Genomic DNA, 16832 nt, shown 5'->3' with positions numbered 1-16832 from the left:
GCAAGATTTCAGCCTTGCAGAATCACCGTCAAACACCCTTTAGTAACGGGTTGTTAATTCATTCTTTTTAAGTAATACCGATTTTTTACCCATCAAATCGCTGTAGTAAATTTCAAACATTAAAACGTTCTGTACATAGCCACGGGTTTCATTAAATGGAATCGCTTCAATGAAGGTATAAACATCACGAGAACCGCTGTTTTGGCCCTTCCAGCGATTCACTCGACCAGGACCTGCGTTATACGCTGCAAACGAATAGACACGGTTATCATCGTAGCGTTCTAGCATCATTTTCAAGTAGCCACTACCAAGGCGAATATTCACACCTGGATCAAACAAACTGTTTTTCCCAGTATAGTTACGCCCCAATTTTTTAGCCGTTTCTTTGGCAGTGGCTGGCATCAATTGCATCAAACCTCGTGCCCCGACGGGTGATTGTGCTTGTGTGTTCCACGCACTTTCCTGACGGGCTAATGCCATCATCGTCGTGGTGGGTAGATCGCGTTGCTTGCTGAAGAAATCAAACCACCACTTATGAGCCATCGGAAAACGCAATGTAACGTGGTCCCACAACTGTCCAGAAATGGTTGCCTGTACCGCTAAATGATGCCATTTATGTTTGCCCGCATAAGCGGCCAACATACGCTTTTGCTCAGCCGTCTTTCCACTTAATAAGTAATACCATTCACGATTCGCATCAAGCGACTTATCCAATGCAATCAGCTCTTGAATACGCACCAAGGTTGTCGTGTACTGCTTACTTTGCTTTGCAATACTTTCCGGCACCGTTTGGGTTGGATAGACGATCGGCTTATTTAACACGGTGGCCGCCGCGGCGCTGTAGAAATCACGTTGCCCTAAAATCGAGCTGTATAGTTCAGTCGCTTCTGCTTTTTTACCGTTACGCGCAAGGAAGTAGGCTTGCCAGAATGTCCAACGCGTGGTGTCTTTTGCTGCTTGTGGTAAACGATTCACCCACTTTTCAGCTTCCGCATAATCCGCTTCGCGTAACGCCAATCGAATACGGCGCTCTAGCGCATTAATGCTGGAACTGGTTTTTAGCTTGTTATCACGCCACTGAATAAGATCGGGCTTATCTGTCGACATTAACCTTAGCACTGTGTAATCCGCAATGTGCTGGGCACGTGATGGCGTAAGGTGTTGCCCATCAACGGTACGCTGAAATTGTTTAACCGCTTCTTTTACATCTTTACGGGCTAAACGCTTATAAGCGGCTTCCGCTAATTGTTGATTAAACTCGGTGACTTTACTGCGTTTGGCAAAATCAGCGACGTTCTGTGGTTTATCTAATAAGCCTAAGACATCGTCACCTATCGCTTGGCTCGTACCTGATAATTGTTTATCGAGGTATTTCAGTAAGCCACTGCTGCCTTGCTCGTACGCTAATAACATACGGTCGAGAACCCGCTGATTCGTCCGTTTACCCGCTTTAGTCCAGTCGGACAATAAAGGGTCACACTCATCGTTGATAGAAGTGCCAGTTAGCCAAAGTGCATTGGCGCCCTGCCAAGCAAGGTCCTTATTGCCCTTCTGGCTTTGCGCATAATAGTAGTAACACTTTAGTGTTTGTCCGTTCGGCTCATTGGGCTGAACCGTTAAAAAGTCATTCCAGCGTTCTGCTTTTGCTAGATAATTTAAGTAATTTCCCTTAACTGTCGTATTAAAAGGGAGATCCTTATAATCAGCGACAAACTCAGTCACTTGCTTGGGTGTTTTCTTACTGAGATCTTTAGAAAAATCATGATAATCTAAGTATGGCGTTAAAGGGTATTCATCTAATTTTTCACGTAATTGGCGATAACCATCTTCATCTTTCTTATCTAACGCTTTACCCGCTTGTACATACCACTCACGTTGCTGATCAAGCTTAGAGGCGTGACTTGCTGGCACACAACTTAAACCGAATATCACCACGGTTACGGTTACTACCTTATGGACTGAAAAACTAAGCACAAGAAAACTCCATTTCGGTTTTAGGATGATATTTATTCATAGTAAACGCTAATTATGAACAATGCTGTTAATCTTATGTCTAGATTGGGTAAAATACCTTCTTCATTTTAGATTAGAGATCATAAACTGATTATGGCTGAATACGTTTATACCATGCAGCGCGTGGGCAAAATTGTTCCACCAAAGCGTCAAATCCTTAAAGATATTTCATTAAGCTTTTTCCACGGCGCCAAAATTGGTGTTTTAGGCTTGAATGGTTCAGGTAAATCAAGCCTGCTCCGTATTATGGCTGGTATTGATAATGACATTGAGGGTGAAGCACGCCCACAAGCAGGGCTGAAGATAGGCTACCTGCCTCAAGAACCTGTTCTTGACGAAGAAAAAACAGTACGTGAAATTGTTGAAGAAGCAGTTTCTGACGTAAAAGACGCCTTAACACGTCTTGACGCGGTTTATGCAGCGTATGCTGAACCTGATGCAGATTTCGATGTGCTTGCTAAAGAGCAAGGTGAGCTTGAAGCCCTTATCGAAACCAAAGACGGCCATAACCTAGAAAATACTCTAGAGCGTGCGGCTGATGCATTGCGCCTTCCTGAATGGGATGCACCGATTAAATTACTGTCTGGTGGTGAACGCCGTCGTGTGGCAATCTGTCGCTTATTGCTTGATAAGCCCGACATGCTGTTACTTGATGAACCAACAAACCACTTAGATGCTGAATCGGTTGCATGGCTTGAGCACTTCTTATGTGCGTACACTGGTACTGTTGTGGCGATTACCCACGACCGTTACTTCCTTGATAATGCCGCAGGTTGGATTCTAGAGCTTGACCGTGGTGAAGGTATTCCATGGGAAGGTAACTACACATCTTGGCTTGAGCAGAAAGATGCACGTCTACAGCAAGAATCATCTCAAGAGAATGCACGTCAAAAGACAATTGCTAAAGAGCTTGAGTGGGTTCGTCAAAACCCTAAAGGTCGTCAAGCAAAATCAAAAGCACGTATGGCGCGCTTTGAAGAGCTTAATACGAGCGACCACCAGAAACGTAACGAAACCAATGAACTGTTTATCCCACCGGGTGAGCGTTTAGGTGACAAGGTTATTGATGTAACCAACCTAACGAAATCATACGGTGATCGTGTATTGATTGATGATCTATCGTTCAGTATGCCAAAAGGTGCCATCGTCGGCATTATCGGCGCCAATGGTGCTGGTAAATCAACATTGTTTAAAATGCTAAGTGGTGCTGAGCAGCCTGATTCAGGTACGATTGAACTCGGTACAACGGTTAGTCTTGCATCTGTTGATCAGTTCCGCGATAGCATGAACGATAACAACACCGTTTATCAGGAAATTTCTGAAGGCGCTGAAATTATTCGTATCAACAACTACGAAGTACCAGCACGCGCTTATGTATCACGCTTTAACTTCCGTGGCAGTGACCAGCAAAAACGCATTGGCGATCTTTCTGGTGGTGAGCGCAACCGTGTTCACTTAGCGAAACTGCTGAAAGCAGGCGGTAACGTACTACTACTCGATGAACCAACCAATGACTTGGATGTTGAAACACTTCGAGCACTGGAAGAAGCATTACTTGAGTTCCCTGGTTGTGCCATGGTTATCTCGCACGACCGTTGGTTCCTCGACCGTATTGCGACCCATATTCTAGACTACCGTGATGAAGGCAAAGTTAACTTCCATGAAGGTAACTACACCGAATACACCGATTGGTTAAAGAAGACACTGGGGGCACAAGCTGCAGAACCACATCGCATTAAATACAAGCGTATGACTAAGTAATGTAGTCACCGTGAGTCACGATAAAAAAGAGCCGTTCTAGCGGCTCTTTTTTTTATGCAGGAATCTTCTAATGACGCACAGATAGCTCTTTGATATCCCTTTCCATTCATAAGTGAACAATACAAAACGCTTCGTTTTATCACTTAACCATAGATATAATGCCGATTTCTTTAACTTTGTCTTAATAAGCAACTGGTTTTAATAAATTTGTGATCATATTCCTAGAGATAAATCTCTTTTCTCTTTAGACTTATGTGACGGTAATCCAAGAAATAAGAAGATTATGGTTGAACGTCGTCATTTCATGCGCATTATTTATCAGTCATCAGCAACGCTTTCTCAGGCCAATGATGAATGGACTGCTAATGTCTGTGATCTCTCGTTGCAGGGGATACTATTAACCCGCCCAACAGATTGGCAACCTAATCACGATACGCACTACAGCGTTCGCTTTTGCTTACATGAATGCGATATCGAATTGGTCATGGACACCCAATTAGTTCGACACTGTAACGATTATTTACGCATGCGCATTCATCATATGGATATTGATAGCGCAAGCCACTTAAAGCGCCTGGTCGAATTGAACATCGGAACTGATGAACTATTACATCGCGAGTTAGAACAACTTGCCGACTTAGAAAGATCTATTAACGAGCAGTAGAAACGAATTATTCATCATGTCTGACAGTATTTGCATCTCGGTTTCTGATAACCGAGGAACCTCACATTACCGTATTAACCGTTTTAAAAAACGTTATGTCGTATTGCTATCAACCGTGCTTCTCTCTCTTTTGATAGGTGGCGGCTACAGTATTTATTTTCTCTATCAGCAAACACAGTTATCTGATCACCAACTTAATCAATTAAACGTGCAAGCAGAGCAACTGTCTGAATCGCTGACAGCTGAAAACACCACAAATGACGATCTCACCAAACAGCTTGCAGATAAGAACGCAGAATTATTGCGCCTTACCCAGCGCGTGGATGATGTAGAGACGATTTTAGGTTTACAAGGCGATAGCCCTGAAGACATCACCCTTGATCAGCGTATTGATAGCGCTGCAATTAGCTCTGCCGTTAGAGGCACATTATTTCGCTTAATACCTAACGGTAACCCTACCGATGATGTTCGCCTATCATCGAGTTTTGGCACCCGTATTCACCCAATAACCGGTAAACGTAAAAGTCACCGCGGGTTAGATTTTGCAGCGAATACTGGTGCGGCAATTTATGCACCAGCCGATGCCGTAATAGAGCTTGTTCGCCCAAGTAACAAAGGCTACGGTAATCATTTAAAATTGAGTCACTCCCTTGGTTTTACGAGTTCTTACTCTCACATGAGTAAGTTCAATGTGAAGCGAGGGCAGTTTGTCCGTAAGGGGGATTTAATTGGCTGGACAGGCAATACAGGCATGTCGACAGGTCCGCATTTACATTACGAAATCCGCTTCTTAGGACGCGCGATTAACCCTCGCCCGTTTGTCGATTGGACACCTGATAATTTTGATAATCTGTTTGAAAAAGAAAAAACAGTACAATGGGCAGCACTGTTAGAGATGGTCAACAACGTTGTTTCAATGCAAGTGCAACTAACATACGTACCTCAGCCGGCAGAGCCAATAGAGACTGCGAGCACTCAAGTCGTTTCAAGTGATGAGCGAAAGATCTAGGGGACTGCGCAAGAAAGGCTGACGATAAAAGCATTCACCAAAAACGCATATAAAAAACGAGAGCATCTGCTCTCGTTTTTTGTTCATCGATTATCAATAAGTCATTATCGATGAACCTTTATCAAGCCATATTACAGATAACGGCATCAGATACTCTAAGACACTCGATCAAATGCTTCTAACGCTTCTTGCAAATCTTCTACTGCAATAATTTCAATCCCGTTAATTTTCCGGCTCGCATTCGCCTTTGGTACAATCGCGCGTGTAAAGCCCTGCTTAGCCGCTTCCCGAATGCGTTCCATGCCATTAGCTGCTGGGCGAATATCAGCATTCAAGCCGATTTCACCAAACACCAGTACATCTTGTGGAATTGGCTGATTCTTGAAACTCGAGAAGATAGACAACAGTACTGCCAAATCAGCAGAGGTTTCTTCAATCTTAATGCCACCAACACAGTTCACGAAGATATCCATATCAGACAACATCACGCCACCGTGTCGGGCTAATACGGCAATCGACATGGCTAAACGGTTAGAGTCATAACCAACCGATAAGCGACGAGGGTTCTCTGTCACTGAGTTATTACACAATGCTTGGATTTCTACCAGCAACGGGCGTGTACCTTCCCACAACGTTGTACAGGCTGATCCTGCATGGTTCTTATCTGAACGACTCAAGAAAATAGCCGAGGGGTTTTTTACCTGCTTCATGCCTTGTTCGGTCATTGCAAAGAAGCACGATTCTGAATCAGCACCAAAACGGTTTTTAGAAGTGCGCAATACGCGAAACTTTTCATCCGATGTCGAAGATAAAGCAAACAATCCGTCCACAATGTGGATTAACTGCATAGGGCCAGCCACATTCGAATCTTTATTAATATGACCAATCAGTAAAAAGGTAACGCCTTCCGTCTTGGCAAAACGCGTTAAAGCTGCCGCAGATTCTTTGACTTGGCTTGGGCTACCTGCCGCTGAATCATTGTGTGCGACCGTCATGGTTTGAATCGAATCAATAATAACGAATTCAGCGTTCAGTTGAGTCACTAAATGTAAGACTTGCTCAACCGACGTTTCAGCAACAACATTAATTTTATCAATGTTTTGAGTTTTTAATCGCTCTGCTCGTTGAGAGATCTGATGAATAGATTCTTCACCTGACACATACAATGCCGATTTTATTGCCGCTACCGCCCCAATACTTTGCAACAGCAAGGTTGATTTACCCGCCCCCGGATCACCACACAAGAGTAATACTGACCCCGGTACAATGCCGCCACCTAACACGCGATCAAACTCACCAATACCTGAACTAAAACGTGGCAAATCTTTAGTTTCGACTTCAGACAATTTCTGTACTTTGGTTGAAGCACCTGCATAGCTGGTTGCAGCACCAACAGAGCCTATCGCTGCTTTTGTTTTAGGGACCGTAAACTCTGTTATGGTATTCCATGCCGCACATGCGCTGCATTGTCCTTGCCAACGAGGAAAATCTGCACCACAGTCACTACACACATAAGCGCGCTTCACTTTTGCCATTTTGTATCCTAATTTATTGATCAAACACTCAATATTTATTGTAATTACGGTTAAAAGCCGTTTTTAATCGATTAATATCACTACACGCTTAAGATTTACTGCAAAATGCAGATAATAGAAGCATAAGTAATGTATCAGAAAATAAGATGTTACTGGACGAATATAAAGGACTAATCGAGCAACTCATCCCCGTTTACGATAGTGAAGACTTCGACGATGTCTTTTTAATGCTAACGTATGAGGAAACAGGCCCAACTCGCCTTCAGCTCAAACTCGAAATAAAACGCATGATGGCACCTTGCCTTCAAATTGTTGATCTTCGCGGTCGAGTAAAAGGAGAATGCCGCCCGTACGATCTTCACGGTCTCACCCATTGGTTAGATGATGTCGCGATCAATACTTATCACAAACGCATAAAAGTATACGGTGGTAAATTTCGGGTCGGTTTATATGAAGCTTTAATCAATACGCGTAATAACTTTCGCGTGCTGCATCATCAAGAAAAACTCAAACCACAAACCATCGAAAAAACAAAACAAGATACTCAATTTGATGCCAATCTGATTCGTTTTGGTCATTATTTAACACGTGAAGAAAACCGCCTGCAAATATCGACGCAAGTGAATCTGCGTCTTCCTTTTGGTCAAGCCGTGCATGGGGTGACGTCTGATCTCTCCTATTCAGGGGCTAAATTTAAAGTGCCATCAGCCTTTAAATATAATCTTGGTCAAACGGTGAAAGCTAGTTTTCCAGCGTTGGCAGAAAAATGTCATGATGCTCGCCTTGCGAAAGACATTGAATACCGCATTCTTGGCATTGATGATAATAAAGATAACGACAGCTTCAAATGGTTACGCTTAACGCTACTGAGCGATAACCAAGTAATGAAAGACACCATCAAGCTGAATCAAAACCTGAACACGAGTCGCTCTCGAAATAATCATGAAGACAAAGTGATTCAAGCCCGAACTAAAGGCTATGAGCATTGCTTCTTAAAACATACCGCCAGCTTGCCATTATTTTTCTCTGGTGCGGAACTAAAATACAGCCTGTTAACCGAGCATAATCAAAATATTTGGGAAGATTGGCACGACGAACGAAACCAGCCCGTTATCAACCACCTTCTGTCAGAAGCTCGAATGGCAACTCTTGGCAAAGCAGGGTTGAAGCAATGTAGCACTCTGATTTACAGCTTTTACCACGAGCATAATCATAAGAAATTTTTCTACTCTGCAGCACTGCCAGAGATGAATCAAGAACAACGACAGCTCTTTTGGCAAATAGGGGCAACACGTAAAAGCTGGCGAGTCACACGTATAACGGTATACCCAATCGGGTCGAATGATCTAGAACGCCTGCAAGATGTTGCACCTGAAATGGTGGAACAATTCCAGCACTTAACGCATATAGGGGTCATGCAAAACCTAACCAATGACCAAGCACAGCAAGATTACAGATTAAGCATTAAATCGCAATTACCGTCAAAAGCCTTGCATGTGTTTAGACACCAACGCGATCCTATTTGCCAAGCAAAAGGCGTATTTTTCGATCCCAAACCACAGCGAAGTGAAGATCGTTTTAAATTTAAAACCCCAGTAGAGATCCAACACCCAGAGCTCGGTAATGTACTCGGGGCTTCTATCGATTTCTCCACTCGCGGGTTAAACCTCAGTCTTGCCCAGCCACTAGCCGCGAAGAAAGACGACAGTGTCATTATTAAATTTACCCAGCTACACAAGTTAGATACAAATTCATCATTAGATAAAATGCCTTACCGCATCATTAGAATTAGTCCAGACTGTCTCAATATTCAATTAACGTCTGGCAGTGGTGAAGACGCTCTAAAAGGCGAGCATTTTTTACGACGATTAATCAATCATAATGAAAAAAAACTGCTTTTATCTAAAGAAACTTTCCCCAAAGGCCCGCTATTATTAGCCATGCACCAAATGCTACTAACACGTCTAAACTCTGTGCCTTATTTTGCTGAAAAGATTAATCACAAAGTCACCGTAAAAGCGATTGGCTGTAATTTCCCATTGCCCCCTCTCGCGAAATTATTTAATCAATTAACTGATGGCAAAGGGTTTTCGTTACAACCTATTTTTAAAAATCGGGTACAACGAATGCTGGCTGAAACCATGCGTCCGGTTGAAATTCGTCAACCATTTGTACATGAAGTTTACCTTTGGGTTCAACGTCAAGGTGATTCAATTCAGTATATTGAAAGTAAATTGTTAGATGAGTTTGATGATTTAGAACAGCGAATAAGTTTTGTCAAAAAAGCCCGCCAGCAAGGTGAGTTCATTGCAATTCGTATTACTGCCGTACCCGTTTTAAATCCAATGACGGCATTAATTGGTGAAGAGTTAGGACAACTGGCTCGTTTAACGATGCACCGTGCACGCGCATTAGAAGTCGAGTTTACGTCATTAATTGGCAGTGGTGAGATGTTCGATATTACAGATGAAGTACTGGTTAGACTCGAAATTAATTAAGGTGCTAGCCAGACATAATACGATGAGAGAGGACCATGATCCTGACAGTTCATGGTCCTCTTTTTGTTTATTGATGCTTAATGGCTTTTAATGATTAATGCCGTAATACGCAAAGATAGCAGCTGTACTGTTCTAGATAAGTAAATGCTACCAACTCACATTTTGCGGCATTAGCGAGGCAGACAAAATACAAAGCACCCCACCTAAATCTGCATGACGAATAGCAACAGGCGCATCTGCCTCTACTTTTGGTTTCGCATGATAGGCAATCCCCAGACCAGCGGCAGCCATCATCACCAAATCATTCGCGCCATCGCCAACAGCGACGGTGTTATGTGGTTCAATATCGTATTCATCAGCAAGTTCATACAGAATATCGGCTTTTGCTTGCGCATCAACGACATCACCTAGCACTTTACCAGTTAGCTTGCCGTCCACAATTTCTAGCGTATTCGACTGGGCATGAACTAAGTGCAATTCATCTTTTAAGTAGTCAGAGAAATAGGTAAACCCACCCGATGCAATGGCGACTTTCCAACCATAGCTATGCAATGTCGCCACCAACTCTCGCAGCTCAGGCATCATGGGTAATGTTGAACGAACGGCTTCAAGAATAGATTCATCCGAACCTTCTAGAGCCTCAACACGCTGGCGAAGGCTTTGCTCAAAATCTAATTCGCCCTGCATTGCACGTTCTGTTACTTCTGCCACTTGCTCGCCAACCCCAGCCAAAACAGCAATTTCATCAATACATTCGATTTGGATTGCGGTGGAATCCATATCCATGACTATCAGCCCAGGCTCAAGTAGATCGGGTAAATCAGCAGTACGAGAAAAATCCAGCTTTTGGCTAAGTACAGCCATTGCAAACGCATCCGTTAATTCGTTCCCTATCAGCAGTGCATCATAAGAGCCCACTTTCCATGCTGCGACAATATCCAGCTCTTGTCCTGCACTGTCTCCTATCTTATAGACATCAAGCTCAGTAATATGCCGACCGTACAATAACCAAGAGGCTTTCTGCTTGGCTAAATTAGGTACAGCCAATATTTCAGGAAAACGCTTGTGAAGCGAAGTATGTTTTTTAATTTTAAGCAGTGGTTGCTCATCCATGTTCATTTATATCCATTTAATTCAAAAACAGCTTGGGCGTGACTGTGATTTATTCATAATCACATACAATTTATAATGGCTGGTTACGCGTGATTACATTCTATTATAGTCAGTTATAACGCTTTCACGCCCAAGTTGCTCTTTACTGTTACTATAAAAGTACCCTATTGCAATTTGTTTGGGCAAGCCCCAATATGGCAATCGTTTGATTTTGCTGTGTAGAATAAGACAATATGCACCTTATTCTACAAAGCTTATACCTGAATTACGTTGGTAATTATGAAAATAAAGAAAACACGATTACAGCGAGTATGGCAATTATTTGTCTTAGTTTTCAGTCTGGGCGGTTTAGTTACCATGCTGGAGTACGGCTCTGATGTGAATATACGTAACTACGAGGTGCTAAGTGAACAAACGCAATCATTGTCTCGCCTAGTTGTTCGCCAAGCAGCTGAAAGCGCTGCAAAGGATGTGGTTGATAACAACCAAGACAAATTAAAAGCTCTGGTTCAACAGATCTCGCAAGAGCCTTTGATTTTAGATGCCAGCATCTATGATTTAGAAGGTATTACCCTTGCTAAAACTGAAGAGGCAATGCCACTTGAGCAAGTCACTGGGCTATCTACTCCCTTAGCGATAGCAAGCTTTGGACGCCAACAAATTGTGGAGCCCATTTTTTCTGGCGATAACATTATTGGTTTTATGCGCATTACACTGGAGCACGGTAAGCTACTCGAGAATGCCAATAACCAAATAGAAGAAATGACCAGCATTGTTCGAGGGCTCATTATTGCAGCCTTACTCATTGGCTTCTTGCTGGCTTACACCTTCGGGCGCCGTAAAGATATCTGGCACTTCCCATTTTTACTGACAGCCAATGCTAAAGATTGATGGCTAAATAACCTGCTTAAATCAAGCAGAATGAACAACCCCATCTTACAGCCATAAAAAAAGACGACCTCGTGGTCGTCTTTTTTATATCTGGCTTAATGTTATCGAATCATCGATAAATTATGCTTCGTCTGCATCACCAAGTAATACAGATTCAAGTGCGATTTCCATCATTTCATTAAACGTTAGTTGACGCTCTTCAGATGTTGTCGCTTCACCACGTAGAATGTGGTCTGAAACAGTACAGATAGTCAGTGCTTTAGCACCAAACTCAGCAGCTACACCGTAGATACCAGCCGCTTCCATTTCTACGCCTACGATGCCGTATTTATCCATCGTTTTGAAAAATTCAAAGTCAGGATTGTAGAACAGATCAGCAGAGAAGATATTACCCACTTTAACAGGGATGCCTTTTGCTTTTGCTGCATCAACGGCATTTTGTACCATACCGAAATCAGCAATCGCAGCAAAATCGTGGCCGCCAAAACGGATACGGTTTACTTTAGAGTCTGTTGATGCGCCCATGCCGATAACTACATCACGTAGTTTCACGTCATCACGTACTGCACCACAGCTACCCACACGGATAATTTTCTTAACACCAAAATCTTTGATTAACTCTGTCGCGTAGATTGAGCAAGAAGGGATACCCATACCGTGACCCATAACAGAGATCTTACGACCTTTATAAGTACCGGTATAACCAAACATACTACGTACGTTACATACTTCTTTTACGTCTTGTAGAAACGTTTCTGCAATGTACTTCGCGCGTAATGGATCACCCGGCATCAGTACTACGTCAGCAAAATCACCCATTTCAGCATTAATATGTGGAGTAGCCATAGTTGTGTCCTTATTTCGTTTTTATAAACACTAAGTCGCGTTTTCTGTCATTACTAATAGCTGCTATTTCACGAAGGGGCAAGTATAAATAACCTCTTAATCAGTGAAATAGCAAAATGCGAAATCATTAACCTGAATTACAGGAATGACTTACCGTATTCCATGTCAGATGTACCGAAATACTCTGCAAGGCTTTGACCAATATCTGCAAATGTTTCGCGACGACCTAAAGAACCAGCAGGAATCTTAGGGCCCGTTACGATAACAGGAATGTGCTCACGCGTATGATCTGTGCCTTCCCATGTTGGATCACAACCATGATCCGCAGTCAGAATTAACACATCATCTTCTTGAAGCAGTTCAAGCACTTCTGGTAAGCGCTTATCAAAGTATTCAAGGGCTGCAGCATAACCTGCAACATTACGGCGGTGACCATAAGCTGAATCGAAATCAACAAAGTTAGTAAAGACTAAGCTGTTATCACCCGCTTGTTTAATTTGCTCAAGCGTTGCTTCAAACAGAGCAGGAATACCATTCGCTTTCACTTTTTTAGTGATACCACAGCCTGCATAGATATCTGAAATTTTGCCGATAGAAATAACGTCGCCGCCTTTCTCATCCACTAACTTCTGCAGTACTGTTGTTGCTGGTGGCTCAAGGGATAAATCACGACGGTTACCCGTGCGTTCAAATTGCCCTTTACCTGGACCTGTAAATGGACGCGCAATTACACGGCCAATGTTGTAATCTTCCAGCTCTTCACGTGCGATTTGGCACAGTGTTAGCAAGTTATCTAAACCAAACGTCTCTTCATGACATGCAATTTGGAACACTGAGTCAGCAGAAGTATAGAAGATAGGCATTCCCGTCTTCATGTGTTCTTCACCCAAGGCATCCAATACGTGTGTACCAGATGCATGGCAGTTACCTAAGAAGCCAGGTAAGTTCGCACGCTTTAGGATGCGATCTGTCAGCTCTTTCGGGAAGCTGTTGTCGTGATCAGAGAAGTAACCCCAATCAAACAATACGGGTACGCCTGCAATTTCCCAGTGACCCGATGGTGTATCTTTGCCTGATGATAATTCTTTTGCGTGACCGTAAGCGCCAGTAATTTCAACACTTGGATCTAAACCTTCAGGGAAGTAGCCAGAAGATTCTTCACACGCTTTACCTAAACCAAGTTTATTTAAGTTAGGTAGGTGAAGTGGACCACTACGATCACCGTTATCAGCTTCGCCACGTGCACATGCCTGAGCAATGTGACCCATGGTATTTGAACCTACGTCACCAAAGTCAACAGCGTCTTCTGTTGCGCCGATACCGAAAGAATCAAGAACTAGGATAATTGAACGTTTCATTTAAACTCCATTAAATATCTTCAGCGCGAATGCGACGGTAAACGTCAGGGGTTGGCGTAGGCTTTTCATCAGCAATAGTGATATTCGCACGTACGGCATTTGCCGCTTCTTGCCACTGGGCTTCGCTACGAGCATGGATCACACATAACGCGGTATCAGTATTCACTTCATCACCCAAACGGATCATGTCGCTTAAACCTACAGCGTAATCAATGCTGTCACTCGCCACACGGCGACCGCCACCCATTCCTACAACCGCCATACCTAAACCACGGGTATCCATGGCGTAAGCGTAACCTGTTGTTTCAGCAAACACTGGCTTAGCAATCTCTGCTTTCTCTAGGTAGTTGTCGTAATTTTCCATGAAATCGACTGGGCCACCTAAACCTGCAACCATTCTTCCGAAGCATGTTGCTGCTTTACCGTTATCCAGAACTGCTTGTAACTGCTCACGTGCTTGCTCAATATCTGAGGCTAAGCCACTGTTTACAAGCATTTCAGCACACAATGCCATGGTCACTTCAAATAAGCGAGGGTTACGGTATTCACCGGTGAGGAATTGTACGGCTTCGCGTACTTCCAAAGCATTACCGGCAGTAGACGCCAATACTTGGTTCATATCTGTCAATAATGCTGTCGTTTTAGTACCAGCACCATTTGCTACAGCCACGATCGATTTAGCCAAGTCTTCTGATGCTTCGTAAGTTGGCATGAATGCGCCCGAACCTACTTTCACATCCATAACCAAAGAGCCTAAGCCCGCAGCCAGTTTCTTTGACAAGATAGATGCAGTGATCAATGAGATATTATCAACCGTTGCTGTTACGTCACGCGTAGCGTATACACGCTTATCTGCTGGTGCAAGATCGCCTGTCTGGCCAATAATTGCAACACCTGCATCTTTGGTCACTTGACCGAAGACATCGTTGGTTGGAGTAATGTTGTAACCAGGAATTGATTCTAATTTATCTAGCGTACCGCCAGTGTGTCCCAAGCCTCGGCCTGAAATCATTGGTACGAAACCACCACATGCTGCAACCATAGGGCCAAGCATCAAAGATGTTACGTCACCCACACCACCGGTAGAATGTTTGTCGACGATTGGGCCATCAAAGTTCATGTGGCTCCAGTCGATTACCATGCCTGAATCACGCATTGCACAGGTCAGTGCTACACGCTCATTCATGGTCATATCATTAAAGTAAATTGCCATTGCAAACGCAGCAATTTGACCTTCAGACACAGTCTCTTTTGCGATGCCTTGAATGAAGAAGTTAATTTCGTCAGCAGTTAATTCAACGTTATCACGTTTTTTTCTAATTATTTCTTGCGGTAAATACATGGTATTCCTCAATCAAAAGTTGGTCGTAGGATAGATAACTATTCGACTGTTTTTAAATGAGAAATATCAGTTATTCCCCATAATTCGCCGGCATTAAGGCGCAGCGATCCACACAAGTATTGTGTTGTTTTAACAGAAACAATGAATAGTCACAGGTAGAGCTAAGATAAGGTGGCATTACGCCACCTTATTTATTCAGACTTAGTAGCCGCCTTGAGCAGCTTCTTCGCCTTCACCTAAAGTGTGCAATAAGTTTGCAAGTAGGCTTGATGCACCAAATCGGTAGTGCATGTTGTCTGCCCAGTCACCGCCTAGAATGCGGTCTGCCATAGCAAGGAATGCTTGAGCATCTTCTGCAGTACGAACGCCACCAGCAGGTTTGAAACCTACTGTTTTAGCAACATCCATATCTTTAATTACTGTCAGCATAATTTCTGCAGCTTCTGGTGTTGCGTTAACAGGCACTTTACCCGTTGATGTTTTGATGAAGTCTGCACCGGCTTTGATCGAAAGCTCAGAAGCCTGCTTGATTAGCGCTTCAGTCTTAAGCTCACCCGTTTCGATGATAACTTTAAGCAGAATATCGCCACATGCCGCTTTACATTGCTTAACTAGCTCAAAACCAACTTCTGCATTGCCAGCAATTAATGCACGGTATGGGAATACAACATCAACTTCATCAGCGCCGTATGCAACAGCCGCTTTTGTTTCAGCAACTGCGATTTCAATATCGTCGTTACCGTGTGGGAAGTTAGTAACGGTTGCAATACGTACTTCTGGTGTACCTTGTTCACGCAACTGCTTCTTAGCAGCAGGAATGAAACGTGGGTAAATACATACTGCTGCTGTGTTGCCTACCGCTGTTTTAGCATTCTTACAAAGCGCGATCACTTTTTCATCAGTGTCGTCATCGTTCAGAGTTGTAAGATCCATTAATTTTAATGCACGTAATGCAGCAGCTTTTAAATCGCTCATGACTATCTCCAGTCCAGTTATTTTCTACCAAGCTTATAGAAACTGTTCCATACGCTTAACGATACGTCTTTTCATACCGCCAAACGGCCCGCTGACAGCGAACAGTTAGATAAGCGGACTTGATTCCTTGAAGACTCAAGCAAACAACGCGAGATCGTTTTACTTGATTGCTATCCTTTTCACCGCGCGAGACGTTCTATTTTTCTTTCTGTAATACTTTTGAACTGTAATACAGAGACAAATAAATAAACGCCTTGCAAGTTCGTGTTGTTCAGCAAAACCGTGACAATACTTCCATCACGATGGGGGAACGCTGAAACAACAGTCGTATCTTTATGATGGTGCTCACCAATAATACCAAGGTACGATGCACGTCACCATAAAAGTCGTGTTTCCACACGTGGACAATGTGTTTACCTTGAGAACTAACCCTAAGTAACTAATAAATAAAGTTAAGTTTATTTATCCACAACGCACACCACTGAAACATGACTTATTAATTCACCACTTATGAATAAACTACCCTGCCGATAAGTGTATTCATAAGTGTAGACAGTCGTAATACAAGTATTATCTGAATCAATATGCAAGATGCTATCAAAAGAATAGAGCAGAAAACGGAGCGCAATCGATTTTATGAAGGAAAGAAACAAGGTGAACGTAGTTTTTACCAAATCTGTTGATCATTAAGATGATCTGGAAACAATGGTGGTAATACTAGATTAGATGAGTAAACAGACATAAATTTGCACAGAAAAAATCGGTAAGAAAAAAATAGGAATTGAAGTAACTAGTGGCTCTAATTATAAAATTTCTAACGTAGTCAT

Annotated in this window: 12 protein-coding genes; 5 read left to right on the top strand and 7 right to left on the bottom strand. The window is 43.0% G+C overall.

Annotation, left to right across the window (positions count from 1 at the left end):
• Positions 1-39: 39 nt before the first annotated feature.
• Positions 40-1974: a murein transglycosylase gene (gene sltY / locus C9J47_RS19355; RefSeq protein ID WP_107254960.1), complete on the bottom strand. Its 1935-nt coding sequence runs from the start codon at positions 1972-1974 to the stop codon at positions 40-42.
• A 132-nt stretch (positions 1975-2106) separates the two neighbouring features.
• On the opposite strand from sltY, the gene ettA reads away from it, so the two are divergent.
• The 3 genes from ettA to C9J47_RS19340 all read left to right on the top strand — a co-directional run bounded on the left by ettA (position 2107) and on the right by C9J47_RS19340 (position 5447).
• Positions 2107-3774, top strand: a complete 1668-nt coding sequence (ettA, locus tag C9J47_RS19350) for an energy-dependent translational throttle protein EttA (protein ID WP_107254959.1) — start codon at positions 2107-2109, stop codon at positions 3772-3774.
• Positions 3775-4057: 283 nt separating this feature from the next.
• Positions 4058-4438 carry a PilZ domain-containing protein gene (locus tag C9J47_RS19345; protein WP_107254958.1) on the top strand — a complete coding sequence of 127 codons (381 nt, stop codon included), beginning with the start codon at positions 4058-4060 and terminating at the stop codon, positions 4436-4438.
• Between the two features lie 16 nt (positions 4439-4454).
• Positions 4455-5447 (top strand): M23 family metallopeptidase, encoded by a 993-nt coding sequence (locus C9J47_RS19340; protein ID WP_107254957.1) that lies wholly within the window; start codon positions 4455-4457, stop codon positions 5445-5447.
• 155 nt (positions 5448-5602) lie between these two features.
• Here C9J47_RS19340 and radA read toward each other — a convergent pair whose 3' ends face one another.
• A complete protein-coding gene (gene radA / locus C9J47_RS19335; protein ID WP_107254956.1) occupies positions 5603-6982 on the bottom strand; it encodes a DNA repair protein RadA in 1380 nt (459 codons plus the stop codon).
• Positions 6983-7128: 146 nt separating this feature from the next.
• Between radA and C9J47_RS19330 the strand changes: the two genes are divergently transcribed.
• Positions 7129-9480 carry a PilZ domain-containing protein gene (locus C9J47_RS19330; protein WP_107254955.1) on the top strand — a complete coding sequence of 784 codons (2352 nt, stop codon included), beginning with the start codon at positions 7129-7131 and terminating at the stop codon, positions 9478-9480.
• Between the two features lie 147 nt (positions 9481-9627).
• On the opposite strand, the gene serB is transcribed toward C9J47_RS19330, so the two are convergent.
• A complete protein-coding gene (gene serB / locus C9J47_RS19325; RefSeq protein ID WP_107254954.1) occupies positions 9628-10593 on the bottom strand; it encodes a phosphoserine phosphatase in 966 nt (321 codons plus the stop codon).
• 279 nt (positions 10594-10872) lie between these two features.
• Between serB and C9J47_RS19320 the strand changes: the two genes are divergently transcribed.
• The gene (locus C9J47_RS19320; RefSeq protein WP_211321772.1) at positions 10873-11484 is read left to right on the top strand and encodes a YtjB family periplasmic protein; all 612 of its coding nucleotides are present in this window, start codon (positions 10873-10875) and stop codon (positions 11482-11484) included.
• Positions 11485-11604: 120 nt separating this feature from the next.
• On the opposite strand, the gene deoD is transcribed toward C9J47_RS19320, so the two are convergent.
• The 4 genes from deoD to deoC form a co-directional block, all read right to left on the bottom strand.
• Entirely contained in the window at positions 11605-12330 is a 726-nt protein-coding gene (gene deoD, locus C9J47_RS19315; RefSeq protein ID WP_006230712.1) for a purine-nucleoside phosphorylase, read from the bottom strand.
• 137 nt (positions 12331-12467) lie between these two features.
• Positions 12468-13688: a phosphopentomutase gene (locus C9J47_RS19310; protein WP_107254953.1), complete on the bottom strand. Its 1221-nt coding sequence runs from the start codon at positions 13686-13688 to the stop codon at positions 12468-12470.
• Between the two features lie 10 nt (positions 13689-13698).
• Entirely contained in the window at positions 13699-15030 is a 1332-nt protein-coding gene (deoA, locus tag C9J47_RS19305; RefSeq protein ID WP_107254952.1) for a thymidine phosphorylase, read from the bottom strand.
• Positions 15031-15231: 201 nt separating this feature from the next.
• Positions 15232-16005 carry a deoxyribose-phosphate aldolase gene (deoC, locus tag C9J47_RS19300; protein WP_107254951.1) on the bottom strand — a complete coding sequence of 258 codons (774 nt, stop codon included), beginning with the start codon at positions 16003-16005 and terminating at the stop codon, positions 15232-15234.
• Between the last annotated feature and the right edge of the window lie 827 nt (positions 16006-16832).

The organism is Photobacterium indicum (genome assembly GCF_003026215.1).
Classification (GTDB): domain Bacteria; phylum Pseudomonadota; class Gammaproteobacteria; order Enterobacterales; family Vibrionaceae; genus Photobacterium; species Photobacterium indicum.
Note: the sequence above shows the minus strand (reverse complement) of the source record. Positions and strands in the feature narration are given on the sequence as shown.

Bases quoted from the DNA above. Each gene is read 5' to 3' on its own strand.
- C9J47_RS19310 (WP_107254953.1), bottom strand. From the start codon at position 13,688: ATGAAACGTTCAATTATCCTAGTTCTTGATTCTTTCGGTATCGGCGCA.
- deoC (WP_107254951.1), bottom strand. From the start codon at position 16,005: ATGAGCGATTTAAAAGCTGCTGCATTACGTGCATTAAAATTAATGGAT.
- serB (WP_107254954.1), bottom strand. From the start codon at position 10,593: ATGGATGAGCAACCACTGCTTAAAATTAAAAAACATACTTCGCTTCAC.
- deoA (WP_107254952.1), bottom strand. From the start codon at position 15,030: ATGTATTTACCGCAAGAAATAATTAGAAAAAAACGTGATAACGTTGAA.
- ettA (WP_107254959.1), top strand. From the start codon at position 2,107: ATGGCTGAATACGTTTATACCATGCAGCGCGTGGGCAAAATTGTTCCA.
- C9J47_RS19320 (WP_211321772.1), top strand. From the start codon at position 10,873: ATGAAAATAAAGAAAACACGATTACAGCGAGTATGGCAATTATTTGTC.
- deoD (WP_006230712.1), bottom strand. From the start codon at position 12,330: ATGGCTACTCCACATATTAATGCTGAAATGGGTGATTTTGCTGACGTA.
- C9J47_RS19330 (WP_107254955.1), top strand. From the start codon at position 7,129: ATGTTACTGGACGAATATAAAGGACTAATCGAGCAACTCATCCCCGTT.
- radA (WP_107254956.1), bottom strand. From the start codon at position 6,982: ATGGCAAAAGTGAAGCGCGCTTATGTGTGTAGTGACTGTGGTGCAGAT.
- C9J47_RS19345 (WP_107254958.1), top strand. From the start codon at position 4,058: ATGGTTGAACGTCGTCATTTCATGCGCATTATTTATCAGTCATCAGCA.
- C9J47_RS19340 (WP_107254957.1), top strand. From the start codon at position 4,455: ATGTCTGACAGTATTTGCATCTCGGTTTCTGATAACCGAGGAACCTCA.